Source organism: Paraburkholderia lebeckiae, from assembly GCF_050436225.1.
Taxonomy (GTDB): Bacteria; Pseudomonadota; Gammaproteobacteria; order Burkholderiales; family Burkholderiaceae; genus Paraburkholderia; species Paraburkholderia tuberum.
Genome location: NZ_JBNDLU010000002.1, coordinates 2,553,391 through 2,567,611 on the forward strand (window position 1 = coordinate 2,553,391; position 14,221 = coordinate 2,567,611).

At 61.4% G+C, this 14,221-nt stretch carries 14 protein-coding genes; all 14 read right to left on the reverse strand.

The genetic code is table 11. The annotated features are described in order from the left end of the window. Positions 1-9: 9 nt before the first annotated feature. The 14 genes from OKW45_RS26340 to nuoG all read right to left on the reverse strand — a co-directional run bounded on the left by OKW45_RS26340 (position 10) and on the right by nuoG (position 14,155). Positions 10-1,206: an acyl-CoA dehydrogenase family protein gene (locus OKW45_RS26340; protein ID WP_090803787.1), complete on the reverse strand. Its 1,197-nt coding sequence runs from the start codon at positions 1,204-1,206 to the stop codon at positions 10-12. Positions 1,207-1,254: 48 nt separating this feature from the next. Then, positions 1,255-1,680, reverse strand: a complete 426-nt coding sequence (locus OKW45_RS26345) for a DUF1178 family protein (protein ID WP_018420027.1) — start codon at positions 1,678-1,680, stop codon at positions 1,255-1,257. Positions 1,681-1,896: 216 nt separating this feature from the next. Next, a complete protein-coding gene (locus OKW45_RS26350) occupies positions 1,897-2,421 on the reverse strand; it encodes a helix-turn-helix transcriptional regulator (protein ID WP_429472000.1) in 525 nt (174 codons plus the stop codon). Between the two features lie 74 nt (positions 2,422-2,495). Further along, positions 2,496-2,741, reverse strand: coding sequence for a hypothetical protein (locus tag OKW45_RS26355; protein ID WP_429473364.1), 246 nt, complete (start codon positions 2,739-2,741; stop codon positions 2,496-2,498). A gap of 305 nt (positions 2,742-3,046) precedes the next feature. Further along, positions 3,047-3,637, reverse strand: coding sequence for an NUDIX domain-containing protein (locus OKW45_RS26360; RefSeq protein WP_026225704.1), 591 nt, complete (start codon positions 3,635-3,637; stop codon positions 3,047-3,049). A gap of 45 nt (positions 3,638-3,682) precedes the next feature. Continuing rightward, complete coding sequence (locus OKW45_RS26365; RefSeq protein ID WP_018420024.1) at positions 3,683-3,979, reverse strand: DUF2818 family protein; 297 nt, start codon at positions 3,977-3,979, stop codon at positions 3,683-3,685. Further along, positions 3,979-5,451: an NADH-quinone oxidoreductase subunit NuoN gene (gene nuoN / locus OKW45_RS26370; RefSeq protein ID WP_035470481.1), complete on the reverse strand. Its 1,473-nt coding sequence runs from the start codon at positions 5,449-5,451 to the stop codon at positions 3,979-3,981. The genes OKW45_RS26365 and nuoN overlap by 1 nt, the downstream gene beginning before the upstream one ends. 24 nt (positions 5,452-5,475) lie before the next feature. Continuing rightward, on the reverse strand, positions 5,476-6,966 hold the full coding sequence (locus OKW45_RS26375) for an NADH-quinone oxidoreductase subunit M (RefSeq protein WP_018420022.1): 1,491 nt from the start codon (positions 6,964-6,966) through the stop codon (positions 5,476-5,478). 14 nt (positions 6,967-6,980) lie between these two features. Further along, positions 6,981-9,026, reverse strand: coding sequence for an NADH-quinone oxidoreductase subunit L (nuoL, locus tag OKW45_RS26380; RefSeq protein ID WP_429472003.1), 2,046 nt, complete (start codon positions 9,024-9,026; stop codon positions 6,981-6,983). Positions 9,027-9,043: 17 nt separating this feature from the next. Further along, positions 9,044-9,349 carry an NADH-quinone oxidoreductase subunit NuoK gene (gene nuoK / locus OKW45_RS26385; protein WP_006052894.1) on the reverse strand — a complete coding sequence of 102 codons (306 nt, stop codon included), beginning with the start codon at positions 9,347-9,349 and terminating at the stop codon, positions 9,044-9,046. A 20-nt stretch (positions 9,350-9,369) separates the two neighbouring features. Then, positions 9,370-10,062 carry an NADH-quinone oxidoreductase subunit J gene (locus OKW45_RS26390; RefSeq protein ID WP_018420020.1) on the reverse strand — a complete coding sequence of 231 codons (693 nt, stop codon included), beginning with the start codon at positions 10,060-10,062 and terminating at the stop codon, positions 9,370-9,372. A 190-nt stretch (positions 10,063-10,252) separates the two neighbouring features. Continuing rightward, positions 10,253-10,741 (reverse strand): NADH-quinone oxidoreductase subunit NuoI, encoded by a 489-nt coding sequence (gene nuoI, locus OKW45_RS26395; protein WP_018420019.1) that lies wholly within the window; start codon positions 10,739-10,741, stop codon positions 10,253-10,255. A gap of 15 nt (positions 10,742-10,756) precedes the next feature. After that, a complete protein-coding gene (nuoH, locus tag OKW45_RS26400) occupies positions 10,757-11,821 on the reverse strand; it encodes an NADH-quinone oxidoreductase subunit NuoH (RefSeq protein WP_018420018.1) in 1,065 nt (354 codons plus the stop codon). Then, on the reverse strand, positions 11,822-14,155 hold the full coding sequence (gene nuoG / locus OKW45_RS26405; protein WP_018420017.1) for an NADH-quinone oxidoreductase subunit NuoG: 2,334 nt from the start codon (positions 14,153-14,155) through the stop codon (positions 11,822-11,824). Positions 14,156-14,221: the final 66 nt, after the last annotated feature.

Sequence of the window (14,221 nt, forward strand, 5' to 3'; positions counted from 1 at the left end):
CGCCGCTCCTCAAAGTCCGAGAATCATCTGCGCGATGATGTTCTTTTGAATTTCGTTCGAGCCGCCGTAAATCGACGTCTTGCGGAAGTTGAAGTAGTACGCGGCAAGCGGCGCGGCATCGTCGTCGCCGGCAAGACTGTGCTCGCGTTCGCCTTCGAGGAACGGCACGTCGAACGGCGCGGCCAGCGGGCCGATTGCTTCGAACATCAGCTCGGTGAGCCCCTGTTGCACTTCCGTGCCCTTGATCTTCAGCATCGACGCTTCCGGGCCCGGGCCGCGACCGCCCGCCTCGTTGGCTACCACCCGTTGCACGGTGACTTCGAGCGCCATCAACTCGATTTCGAGACTCGCTACCTTCGCCGCGAACACCGGATCGTGCAGCAACGGCTTGCCGTTCTTTTTCTGATTCAGCGCGACACGCTTCAGAAACGCCAGCTCACGCTTCGACGCTCCGACTCGCGCAATGCCGGTACGCTCGTGGCCGAGCAGATATTTCGCATACGTCCAGCCGCGATTTTCTTCGCCGACGAGATTGTCGACCGGCACTTTGACGTCCTCGAAGAACACCTCGTTGACTTCGTGATCTTCGTCGAGCGTGATGATGGGCCGCACCGTGATGCCCGGGGTTTTCATATCGATCAGCAAGAACGAGATGCCCTCCTGCTTTTTGGCGCCGCTGTCGGTGCGCACGAGGCAGAACATCATGTCGGCGTGCTGGCCGAGCGTGGTCCAGGTCTTCTGGCCGTTGACCACGTAATGATCACCGACGCGCTCCGCGCGGGTGCGCAGCGACGCAAGGTCGGAACCCGATCCCGGTTCCGAGTAGCCCTGACACCACCAGTCCGTGCCGTCGAGAATACGCGGCAGATAGTGGCGCTTCTGCGCCTCGTTACCGTACTTCATCAGCACCGGCGCAACCATCGACACACCGAAAGGCAGCACGGAAGGTGCGCCGATACGCGCGCACTCTTCTTCCCAGATATGTCGTTGCGTCGCGTCCCAGCCGGGGCCGCCGTATTCGCGCGGCCACGCGACCGCCGACCAGCCTCGCGTGCCGAGCAGCCTGTGCCAGCTTGCGAAGTCTTCGCGGGAAAGCCGTTTGTGATTGAGAACCTTGTCGCTCAGCTCGCGAGGCAGATTCGCTTCGAGCCAGGCGCGGATGTCGGCGCGGAACGCGTCTTCAGCGGGGGAATAGTCCAGATTCATGCGTAGTGTCTCCTGGCCGCCACCACCCGGCCGCCTGGAGCCACCGCGCTATTGCAGTGGTTCCTTCAGCGCAGCTGGGACCGGTAGCGGCATCACTTCGATGCCTTCCTCGACCAAGGCACGCGCATCCTCCGGTGTCGTGACACCGCGAATACTGCGCACAGGCGCTTCGTTGTAGTGAATGCGCCGTGCTTCCTCGGCGAAGCGGTCGCCCACGTTCTCCGTCTTCTCCAGTACCTCGCGCAGCGCGCGCATCATGTGCGCCTGCATTTGGTCCACGCCCGCCGGCGCCTTGGAGTCGGTCGCGCCCGACAGGTTCAGACGCGGTGCCGAAGGCAAACGGCTCACCTCATTCGCACCGCAGATCGGACATTCGACGAGCTTGCGGGACTGCTGCGACTCGAAGTCATCAGCCGAAGCGAACCAGCCTTCAAACCGATGGCCATGCGGACACTGTAAATCGAGGACCTTCATGTGGAATCAGGGCTTGCATGCCAGTTTAGCGCAAAATGGAAATTTGTGAACGGTCGTTCGCAAAGATTTAGGGCCGACGCGCGACCGCCAGCAGCCGCAAGGGAATATGGCGCGGGTGGGCGATTTTACCGCTTTACGGCACGTGCTGCCGAAGGCGGCCCGGCTAATAAGCGGTGCCACATTTGCTCCGTTCTACGGCCCGCTTGCGGCGCACTGCTACGCCACGAGATTGCTCAGTTGACGGCTCACACGCGGTTCAATCTGACGGGCCTCCTTCGTCAGATTGATCTGCTTCGCCAGTCTTGCGACATCCGCCGCACCGATGTCAATCTCGTACCCGCCGCGCGCGGTCAGCCATTCGAGCACGTCCGCCAGATGCCACACCGACGCACTGCCTTCGTGGACCGGCAACGGGAAGTCGATTGCGTTGTTCAGCATCAGCTTGCGCATGTTTTGCCGCGACACGCCGGCCACCTCGGCCACGTCGGTCAGCCCTACGAAGTCAGGTCCCGCCTCGACCAGCTGGGCGGACGGCACCGCACCTTTCACGTCCTTGAGCGCGCTGGTGACAGCCGCGAGTGCGCTCGTGCCTTCACGGGTGAAAAGCAGCCCGAGGCGGCCGGGTTGCCCGACGCCAATCGTGGCGTCGTCGCACCCCGCTTCGCCCAACCGCTCGCCGATTGCGTCTGCATCGCAATCTTCCGCGGCGAGGCGGTATTTCAACGTGAACACATATTCCATACGTTACTCCTGTCTTCGTTAAGCCCAGGTTGTTGCGACTCCTGCTTGATACCTGTGTGATACCTACGAACCCACTAGCGCCGTGCCGCACAGTTGCCGACGATGCGCCGCAAGTGCCTGGCGTGATTGCCGGCATTCTTCGGCGTACTCCAGACGCTCGATATACAGAACTCCCCGCAACGACATTCGGCGTCTTTGTACGGGCAATGGATTTTTCCCCACGCATGACCTCTTCCGCCGTCCTGAACGCGCCAGCCGTGCTGCTCCGCGTATGCCAATGCGGCCTCGATCTCTTTTTTCATGTGCCTTGCTCGAACCATCGAGACCTCCAATTTAATCGCTCCAGCACAGGTTGTCAATTGACAACCTGTGCTGGAGCTGAAATGAGATCACTCCGACGTTTAACGTCAGTCATCCAAAACAAAATCGACGACGAATTCGGTGATCGAGAGGTTCATATTAGCCGGCCGCCGCGCCACGACGAGCCAGCCAGATGGCATAGGAAACGGCTGATTTTTTGAGCCGGAAAGAAACCGCGAAGCCAATGAAAAAGCCCCTGCCGGTCATCGACCAACAGGGGCTCCGTTCACCTGCAACGCGGATCAGCTATCGGGCAGACGCGAACTTATACCGTTTCGGGCGCCTCGGTCGGCCACGTGCCCGACAGCACTTTCTCGAGCCAGAAGGTACCGATGATCGTCTTCACATCGGTGATCTCGCCCGTGCGCACCCACTCGGATACCTGCTCCACGGTCGCGGTGAAAAGTTCAAGAAACTCGCCTTCGTCGAGCTTGCGCTCACCCGCGGTCAAGCCCCGCGCGAGATAGATATCAATGAACTCGGTCGAGTAAGAAATGATCGGGTGAATCCGGGTAAGGTACACGTACTCGCGCGCGGTATAGCCGGTTTCCTCGCGCAGTTCCCGAACCGCGCAGGCCAGCGCGCCCTCGTTCGGGTCGAGCTTGCCGGCCGGATATTCGACCATCACCTTGCCCATCGGATAGCGATACTGACTTTCGAGCAGCACGCGACCGTCGTCGAACAAGGGGATCACCATGACGGCGCCCGGATGCTGAACGTATTCGCGCGTCGCCCGTTTGCCGTCGGGCAGTCGGACCGTATCGTACTTGACCGTCATGAACGGTCCTTGATGGACCGTCTTGCTGTCGATACAAGTCTCGGTTAGCGCGGCGTCGTGATTGGGAAGTTCAGCCATGTGCGGACCTCGGAATAGCCAGGCGCGCGCGACGGCGGGACGCCGTCAGCGGCGTTTGACGAGATATTGGAAGGTAAAGCCGGGGAAAGCGAACACGACGAACAGCGCGAACGTGATCGCGTAGAACTGCCAGCCCTGCTCGAAGCGATTTCCCGCCCGCGCTTCGAGCAAAAAACCCAGCGCGCCGACCACGAAATACAGCACGATCAATTCGGCAATCCGGAGCCAGGCGCTTTTCTTCGCCGCTTTCAACGGCACCGCGGCGAAGAGGCGCTGATTCAGGAACGGCAGGTTGGCGCCGACCAGCGCCAACAGCACGATAAACCAGCCCGCAGCGGACATCAGAGCAGCAGCGTGTGCTGGATCGCCTGCAGGCAGGCGCGCAACAGCGGATCCGGCACGATACCGAGCACCAGCACGGCGACGCCGTTCAACGCGAGCAACGCGCGCGTGCTCGTGTCCGCCACGATCGGCGACTTGTCTTGCGGCTCGTCGAAGTACATCAGCTTGACGATACGCAGGTAGTAGAACGCGCCGAACAGCGACGTGATCACGGCGAGCACGGTGAGCCAGGTCAGGCCGGCGTTCATCGTCGCTTGCAGCACGGCGAGCTTCGCATAGAAGCCGACTGCCGGCGGAATACCCGCGAGCGAGAACATCATGATCATCATCACGAACGCGAATACCGCGCTGCGCTGATTGAGGCCCTTGAAGTCCTCCAGCGTATCCGCTTCGAAGTCGCGGCGCGCGAGCAGCATGATGACGCCGAAGGTGCCGAGCGTCGTGATCAGGTAGACGATGCTGTAGAACATCGCCGAGCCGTACGCGTTCGCGGCGCCCGTGGTCTTCTGGTCGACCACGCCGGCGAGCAGGCCGAGCAGCACGAAGCCCATGTTCGAGATCGCCGAATACGCGAGCATCCGCTTGACGTTGCGCTGCACGATCCCGGTGATGTTGCCGACGATCAGCGACAGCGCCGCCAGAATCACCAGCATCTGCTGCCATTCGACCGCCAGCGGCAGCAGGCCCATCACGAGGAAACGCAGACCCCACGCGAACGCCGCGACCTTCGGGCCGCCGCCGACGATGAGCGTCATCGCCGTCGGTGCGCCCTGGTACACGTCAGGCACCCACATATGGAACGGCACCGCACCCATCTTGAACGCCACGCCCGCCACGATGAAGATGACGCCGAACAGCAGCACGGTCGGATCGTAGTGGCTCGTGCTGATTGCCTTGAACACTTCGTTCAGGTCGAGCGAGCCGGTCGCGCCATACAGCATTGAAACACCGTACAGCAGGAAGCCGGAAGCCAGCGCGCCGAGCACGTAGTACTTCATCGCCGCTTCGTTCGACGACGCCACTTCGCGACGCAGCGCGATCACCGCGTACAGCGACAGCGACATCAGTTCCAGACCGAGATACAGCGTCAGGAAGTTATTGCCCGAGATCATCACGATCTGGCCGAGCAGCGAGAACATGCCGAGCAGGAAGAAGTCGCCGCGGAACAGGCTACGGTCTTCGAGGTAGCGACGAGAATAAACGATCGTCACCGCATAGCCGAGCGACACCACTGCCTTCATCACGTTGGCGAACGGATCGACCACGTACATGTGATCGAAGAAGTAATGCACTTGCGGGTCGAACGCATTGATCGCGAACCAGATCCCGGCGACGAGCGTCGAGAAGAACGCGATGAAATACGTGGTACGGCGACCCTCCTGGCCGACGAACGTGTCGTTGAGCCACGCGATGACAATGGCGAACATCACCAGTGCGTCGGGCAACAGAGCAGTCATAGGGGCGTTTTGCATGGTCTTAAATTCCTCCGCTCGTCGTTACTGAGGCAACGGCAGCTTCGATTGGGCAACGTGGGAGAGGAGGTTTTCCACGGATACGTGCATCACATCGGTAAAGGGCTTCGGGTACAGGCCCATGAACAGCGTTAGTGCGGCGAGCACTGCCAGCATGAAAAATTCGCGACGGTCGATGTCGAGCAGGTTCTTCACGTGGTCGTTCGCGACCGCGCCGAAGTACACGCGCTTGTACATCCACAGCGTGTAGGCCGCGCCGAGAATCAGCGTGACTGCCGCGCCACTCGCGATCCAGAAGTTGTACTGGACGGAGGCCAGAATCACCATGAATTCGCCGACGAAACCGGAAGTGCCCGGCAAGCCGCAATTCGCCATCGCGAACAGCATGACGAACGCCGCGAACTTCGGCATCACGTTGACGACGCCGCCGTAATCGGCGATCTGACGCGAGTGCATGCGGTCGTACAGTACGCCGATGCACAGGAACATCGCACCCGACACGAAACCGTGCGAGATCATCTGCACGATCGCGCCTTCCGCGCCGAGCTGATTGAAGATAAAGAAGCCGAGCGTGACAAAACCCATGTGCGCGATCGACGAATACGCGACCAGTTTCTTCATGTCGGCCTGCACCATCGCGACGAGACCGATGTAGATCACCGCGATCAGCGACAGCGTGATGACGACCGGTGCGAGGAAATGGCTCGCATCAGGCGTGATCGGCAGCGAGAAGCGCAGGAAACCGTACGCACCGAGCTTCAGCATGATCGCGGCCAGCACGACCGAGCCGCCGGTCGGCGCTTCCACGTGCGCGTCCGGCAACCACGTGTGCACCGGCCACATCGGCACCTTCACCGCGAAGGCCAGGAAAAACGCGATAAACAGTAGCACCTGCGGCGTCATCGCGATCTGCGCGTGCTGCCACGTGGCGATGTCGAACGTGCCGGTCTCGTTGTACAGATAGATCAGCGCAACCAGCATCAGCAGCGAGCCCGCCAGCGTGTACAGGAAGAACTTGAATGCCGCGTACACGCGGTTCGCCCCGCCCCACACGCCGATGATGATGTACATCGGGATCAGCGTCGCTTCGAAGAATACGTAAAACAACAGGCCGTCGGCCGCGCTGAACACGCCGACCATGATGCCCGACAGGATCAGGAAGGCCGCGAGGTACTGGCCGACGTTCTTCGTGATCACTTCCCACGCTGCGATCACGACGATCACCGTGATCAACGCGGTCAACGCAACGAACCACATCGAAATGCCGTCCACGCCGAGGTGATACGTGATGTGGAAGCGCTCGATCCAGTTCGCCTGCTCGACGAACTGCAGCTCGGCGGTGCTCGAATCGAAGCTGGTGATCAGTGGCAGCGTGACGAGGAAGCTCAGAACCGAGCCGATCAGCGAAATCCAGCGCGCGGGGGCGGGGTTCTCGTCGTTGCCGATCGCGAGGACCAGCAGACCGAAGAAGATCGGCAACCAGATCGCGATGCTCAGAATCGGATAAGCGTGCATGAGTGTCCCTCGCCTTATTTGCCGCCGAGCGTTACGAACAGGGTCAGGAGCCCCAGCATGCCGATGATCATGGCGAACGCGTAATGGTAGATGTAGCCGGATTGGAGGAAGCGGATCACGCTCGCGAACCAGCCGATAAAGCGTGCGCTGCCGTTGACGATGCCGTCGATCACGACCACGTCGCCTTCCTTCCACAGACCCCGGCCAATGGCCACCGCGCCCCGCGCAAACACGACTTCGTTGATCTTGTCCATGTAGTACTTGTTATCGAGCAACGTGTAGATCGGGCCGAATGCGCGCTTGATGACAGCAGGCAGATCCGGACGGACCAGATACAGGAACCATGCGACCACCACGCCTGCGAGCGCGAGCCACACAGGCAGGCCCGACACCGAGTGCAGACCCATCGATGCCCAGCCCTGGAATTCTTCGGTCATCTCATGCAGCGCCGGATGGTTCTCGCTGATGTAGATCACCTTGTCGAACGCGACGCCGTGCTGGAAGAAGTCGCCGAACAGCATCGGACCGACGCCGATCGCTCCGATCACGATCGACGGAATCGCCAGCAGCACGAGCGGCACCCACACGACCCACGGCGTTTCATGCGGCTCGTGAGCGTGGTCGTCGTGGCCGTGCGCGTCATGCCCATGCGACTGTGCTTCTGCGCCCATTGGCGATTCCGGGTGCTTCGGATTGCGGAAGCGCTCCTCACCGTGGAACACCATGAAATACATACGGAACGAATACAAGGCGGTCACGAACACGCTTGCGACCACCGCGAAGTACGCGAAACCCGAGCCCGGCAGATGCGACAGCTTCACCGCGTCGATGATCGAGTCTTTCGAGTAGAAGCCCGAGAAGAACGGCGTGCCGATCAGCGCGAGCGAACCGATCAGCGATGTGATCCACGTAATCGGCATGTACTTGCGCAGGCCGCCCATGTTGCGCATGTCCTGATCGTGATGCATGCCGATGATCACCGAACCCGCGCCGAGGAACAGCAGCGCCTTGAAGAACGCATGCGTCATCAGGTGAAACACGGCGACCGAATATGCCGACGCGCCGAGCGCGACCGTCATGTAACCGAGCTGCGACAGCGTGGAATAAGCGACCACACGCTTGATGTCGTTCTGGACGATCCCGAGGAAACCCATGAACAGCGCGGTAATCGCACCGATGACCATGACGAACGACAGCGCCGTATCCGACAGTTCGAAGAGCGGCGACATGCGTGTGACCATGAAGATACCGGCCGTCACCATGGTCGCCGCGTGAATCAGTGCGGAGATCGGCGTCGGGCCCTCCATCGAGTCCGGCAGCCACACATGCAGCGGGAACTGAGCCGACTTACCCATCGCGCCGATGAACAGGCAGATGCAAGCCACCGTCAGCAGGCCCCAGTCGGTACCGGGGAAGTTCAGCGCCGCGAGTTCGGTACGCTTCGCGAAGACTTCGCCGTAGTTCATCGAGCCGGCGAACGCGAACAGCAAACCGATGCCGAGCAGGAAACCGAAGTCGCCGACGCGGTTCACGATGAACGCCTTCATGTTCGCGTAGATCGCGCTCTCACGCTTGAAGTAGAAACCGATCAGCAAGTACGAAACGAGACCCACCGCTTCCCAGCCGAAGAACAGCTGCAGGAAGTTGTTGCTCATCACGAGCATCAGCATCGAGAACGTGAACAGCGAGATGTACGAAAAGAAGCGCTGATAGCCGTCGTCGTCGGCCATGTAGCCGATCGTGTAGATGTGCACCATCAGCGAGACGAAGTTCACCACACAGATCATCATCGCGGTCAGCGAGTCGACCAGGAAACCGACTTCGAGCTGCGTCTTGCCGATCGACATCCATTGATAAACGGTCGCGTTGAAGCTCGCGCCATCCATCACCTGCAAAAAGACGATGACCGACAGGATGAACGAAACCGCGACGCCGAGGATCGTGACCGAATGCGCACCCGCCCGCCCTATCGCCTTGCCGAACAGCCCCGCAATCAGGGAACCGGCAAGCGGTGCCAGCGGAATTGCCAACAGCAGGTTTTCATTGAGTATCGTGGACATAACCGCTTTTCCTGAAATTAACCTTTGAGCTGATCGAGATCCTCGACATTGATCGTGTCGAGACTACGGAACAGGGTCACCAGAATTGCGAGACCGATCGCCGCTTCGGCTGCCGCAACCGTCAGCACGAAGAAGACGAAAATCTGGCCATGCACGTCGCCCAGGTAGTGCGAGAACGCGACGAAATTGGTGTTCACCGCGAGCAGCATCAGTTCGATCGCCATCAGGATGATGATGACGTTGCGGCGGTTCAGGAAAATGCCGACGATGCTGATCGCAAACAGGATCGCGCCGAGGACAAGGTAATGGGCAAGGGTCAACATGATTTCAATCTCCTGTCCGCTCAGCTGTTCTTGGCCGGCGCCGAGTCGGCCGCTGCTGCAGCCGCCGCGGCAGCCGCTTGTTCCGCCGCGAGAGTCGCCGCGGTCTTCTCTGACGGCATCTTCACAACGCGCACGCGGTCCTGTGCGCGCACCTTGACCTGTGCGCTGACGTTCTGACGCTTGCTGTCCTTCTTGTGGCTCGTGGTCAGCGCGATCGCCGCGATGATGGCAACCAGCAGGATCAGGCCGGCAATTTCGAACGCGAAGATGTAGTCGGTATAGATGACCTTGCCGATCAGGCGCGTGTTCGACCAGTCGCCCATGCCAGCGGCGGCCGCGGCCGTGTCGTGCAGCGCCGTGGTGGTCGCGCCGTAGCCGTGCCACAGGATCAGCGCGGTTTCGACCACGATGATCGCGCCCACCGCCGAGGCCATCGGCACAAAGCGTTTGAAGTCCTTGCGCAGTACGTCGAGATTGACGTCCAGCATCATCACGACGAACAGGAACAGCACCATCACCGCGCCGACGTAGACCAGCACCAGCAGGATCGCGAGGAACTCGGCCTCCAGCAACATCCAGATCGCGGCTGCGTTGAAGAACGCCAGCACCAGAAACAGTGCGGACGATACCGGGTTGCGCGAGGTGATCACCTTCAGCCCTGAAACCACCAGGAGCAGCGCGAAGATGTAGAACAGTACGGTCGTGAATTCCATGATTACCGGTTCATCGTTAGGCCATCGTCAGGCATTGTTCTTTGGCACCCGTGGCTGGCAAAAGCGGACGAAACCGCCAGAACCGCCACACCGGTGCGCCGTGCCGCGGCGTTCAGGCCGCGGCGGTCGGCCCGACAGCAGGCCGTGTTACTGCTTTTACTGCCGCAATTGTTGCAAGCGGGAAAGCGCTTCAACGATACGGTGCGTCGGCTGCCTTGTTGGCGGCGATTTCTGCTTCGAAGCGGTCGCCAACGGCCAGCAGCATGTCCTTCGTGAAGTAAAGGTCGCCGCGCTTCTCGCCGTGATACTCGAGAATGTGCGTCTCGACGATCGAATCGACCGGGCAGCTTTCTTCGCAGAAACCGCAGAAGATGCACTTGGTCAGGTCGATGTCGTAGCGCGTCGTGCGGCGCGTGTTGTCCGCGCGCGTTTCCGATTCGATTGTGATCGCGAGCGCCGGACACACTGCTTCGCACAGCTTGCACGCGATGCAGCGCTCTTCGCCGTTTTCATAGCGGCGCAGCGCATGCAGACCGCGGAAACGCGGCGAGATCGGGGTCTTCTCTTCAGGGAACTGCACGGTGACCTTGCGCTGGAACGTGTAGCGTCCGGTCAGCGCGAGGCCTTTCAGCAGTTCCGTGAGGAAGAAAGTCTTGAAGAAGTTTTGGATTGCGGTCATAGGTTCGTCCGCCCTTTATTTCCAGATGTTCAACGGCGACATGATCCAGAAGCCGACCACCACGAGCCACACCACGCAGACCGGAATGAAAACCTTCCAGCCGAGACGCATGATCTGGTCATAGCGATAGCGCGGGAACGTAGCACGCGCCCAGATGAACACCGACAACAGGAAGAAAACCTTGGCGACGAGCCAGACGATGCCCGGGATGAACGACAGGAACCCGAACGGGGCGCTCCAGCCGCCGAGGAACAGTGTTGCAGCCAATGCCGAGATCACGATCATGTTGATGTACTCGGCGAGGAAGAACAGCGCGAACGCCATACCCGAGTAATCGATCATGTGGCCCGCGACGATTTCCGATTCGCCCTCCACCACGTCGAACGGGTGGCGGTTCGTTTCGGCGATGCCCGAGATGAAGTACACGACGAACATCGGCAGCAGTGGCAGCCAGTTCCAGGAGAGGAAGTTCAGGCCGTGCGAGGCGAAGAAGCCCTGCTCCTGCGAGCCGACGATGCCAGACAGGTTCAGCGTGCCGGCCGTCATCAGCACGACCACCAGCGCGAAGCCCATCGAGATTTCGTACGAGACCATCTGCGCGGCGGCGCGCATCGCGCCGAGGAACGCGTACTTCGAGTTCGACGCCCAGCCGGCCAGAATCACGCCATACACGCCGATCGACGAGATCGCCATCGCGTATAGCAGACCCGCGTTGATATCACCGAGCACCGCGCCCGCCTGGAAAGGAATCACCGCCCAGACCGCGAAGGCCGGCACCACCACCATGATCGGCGCGATCACGTAGATCCAGCGGCTTGCCTGGGCCGGCTGGATCACTTCCTTCAGCAACAGTTTCAGCACGTCGGCGATCGGCTGCAAGAGCCCGGCGGGACCGACGCGGTTCGGACCGAGACGCACATGCATCCAGCCGATCAGCTTGCGCTCCCACAGGATCAGGTAAGCGACGCACAGCAGGATCGCGACGGCCACCACCAGGATGCGCACGAGCGCCCACACCGTAGGCCATGCCACACCGAGAAGCTGGGCGCCGCCCGAGTTGATCGTATCGAACAAGCTCATTTACGCCTTCTCCACCACCAGTTCACCGAACAGGCTGCCCAGCGCTGCACCGGCAGGCGTAGCCGCCGATACGCGGACGACCGTCTCCGCAAGATTCGCGTCGCGCACGGCCGGCAACTGCACCGCTTGCTCGCCCTGACGAACGCGCACCGCGTCGCCCTCTTTCAAACCCAGTTTGTCGAACAACGCAGCCGGCAGGCCGACCGAATTCGCCGTACGGGCCGCCACGGTCAGATGCAGCGACTCCGCGCGACGCACGAGCGCATCGGCATGATAGATCGGCACGTTCGCGAGACGCTCGAACTTGCCTTCCGCCGCCTTCGCGGCCTGGCCGCGCGTCACCGCGACGCCGGTCCGGTTCGACAGACGCGAACTCAGTTCGCCGTCGCCGAGCGCGGCCGCGCGCACTTCTTCGACCGTGTCGTATTCGAAGCCCGACGCGCCGAGCAGGCTGCCCAGCACGCGCAACACCTTCCACGCGGGACGCGTGTCGCCGAGCGGACGCACGACGCCGTTAAACGCCTGCACCGTACCTTCAGCGTTGACGAACGCGCCGCCCGTTTCCGTGAACGGCGCGATCGGCAGCAGCACGTCGGCATAGTCGGCGCCGGCCTGGAACGGCGACATCACGACGACCATCTCGGCCTGCTTCAGCGCGGCGAGCGCCTGCGCCGGATTGGCCGTGTCGAATTCCGGCTCGAGATTCAACAGCAGATAGCCCTTGCGCGGCTGCTCGAACACTTCGCGCGCGTTCAGACCGCCTTCGCCCGGCAGCGCGTTCACAAGGTGCGCGCCGACCGTATTGGCCGCTTCGGTCAGGAAACCGAGCGTTGCACCGGTTGCCTCGGCAATCCATTGCGCCGCGGCGTGGATCGCCGCGAAGTCCGGATGACGAACCGCTTCGTTACCAAGCAGCACGACGCGGCGCTCGCCGGTAGTCAGCGATTTCGCTATCTGCTTGTGCGCGTCCGTCGGCTGCGTGCCCGCGAATGCTTCCGGCAGCGCAACGCCCTTCGCTTCGCCCACCGCGCCGGCGATGCCTGCCAACACCTCGAGCCATGCCGACGGCGCCGCGACCACGCGTTGCGCCTGAGGGATCATCGCGTCGTCGTTGGTGGCCTGGAGCAGCGTAAGTGCCGAACCGCCTCGTGCGACCTGGCGCAAACGCGCGGCGAACAGCGGATGGTCACGGCGCAGATCCGAGCCGATCACGAGCGCCGCATCGACGTTCGACAGATCGGCGATCGTGCCGCCGAGCCACGGCGCGCCACTAACGGGCGCCGAGAAATCCGACTGACGCAGACGGAAGTCGACGTTCGGCGTGCCGACCGCTTGCCCGATCTGCTTCAACAGGAACAGTTCTTCCACGGTGCTGTGCGCGCTCGACAGCGCGGCAAGGGCGTTCGCACCGTGGTCACTCTTGATGCCCTTCAGACCCTTGACCACGTATTCGAGCGCGGTCTGCCAGTCGGTTTCGACCCACTGGCCGCCTTGCTTGAGCATCGGTTTGGTAAGACGCTCGGGGCTGTTCACGCCTTCGTACGAGAAGCGGTCCTTGTCCGAGATCCAGCACTCGTTGATCGCTTCGTTTTCGAACGGCAAAACGCGCATCACGCGATTGTTTTTCACCTGCACGATGAGGTTCGCGCCGACGGAATCGTGCGGGCTCACCGACTTGCGACGCGACAGCTCCCATGTACGGGCGCTGTAGCGGAACGGCTTGCTCGTAAGCGCGCCGACCGGGCACAGATCGATCATATTGCCCGACAGCTCCGAGTCGACCGTCTTGCCGACGAACGACGTGATTTCCGCATGCTCGCCGCGGCCCAGCATGCCGAGTTCCATCACGCCGGCGATTTCCTGGCCGAAGCGAACGCAACGCGTGCAGTGAATGCAGCGCGACATCTCTTCCATCGAGATCAGCGGACCCACGTTCTTGTGGAACACCACGCGCTTTTCTTCGCTATAGCGCGACGACGACTTGCCGTAACCAACGGCCAGATCTTGCAACTGGCATTCGCCGCCCTGGTCGCAGATCGGGCAGTCGAGCGGATGGTTGATCAGCAGGAATTCCATCACGGCTTGCTGGCCCTTCACCGCCTTGTCCGACTTGGTGCGCACGATCATGCCGGCCGACACTGGGGTCGCGCACGCGGGCACGGCCTTCGGCATCTTCTCGACATCGACCAGACACATCCGGCAGTTGGCCGCAATCGACAGCTTCTTGTGATAGCAGAAGTGAGGAATGTAGGTGTCGACCTTATGCGCAGCCTGAATCACCATGCTGCCTTCAGGCACCTCGACTTTCTTGCCGTCTATTTCCAGTTCAACCATGATGGTCAATCTTCCTTAACCTGTTACCGCTCAATCGTTCGCGTGTTCATCGCCCGCTTCGGGCGA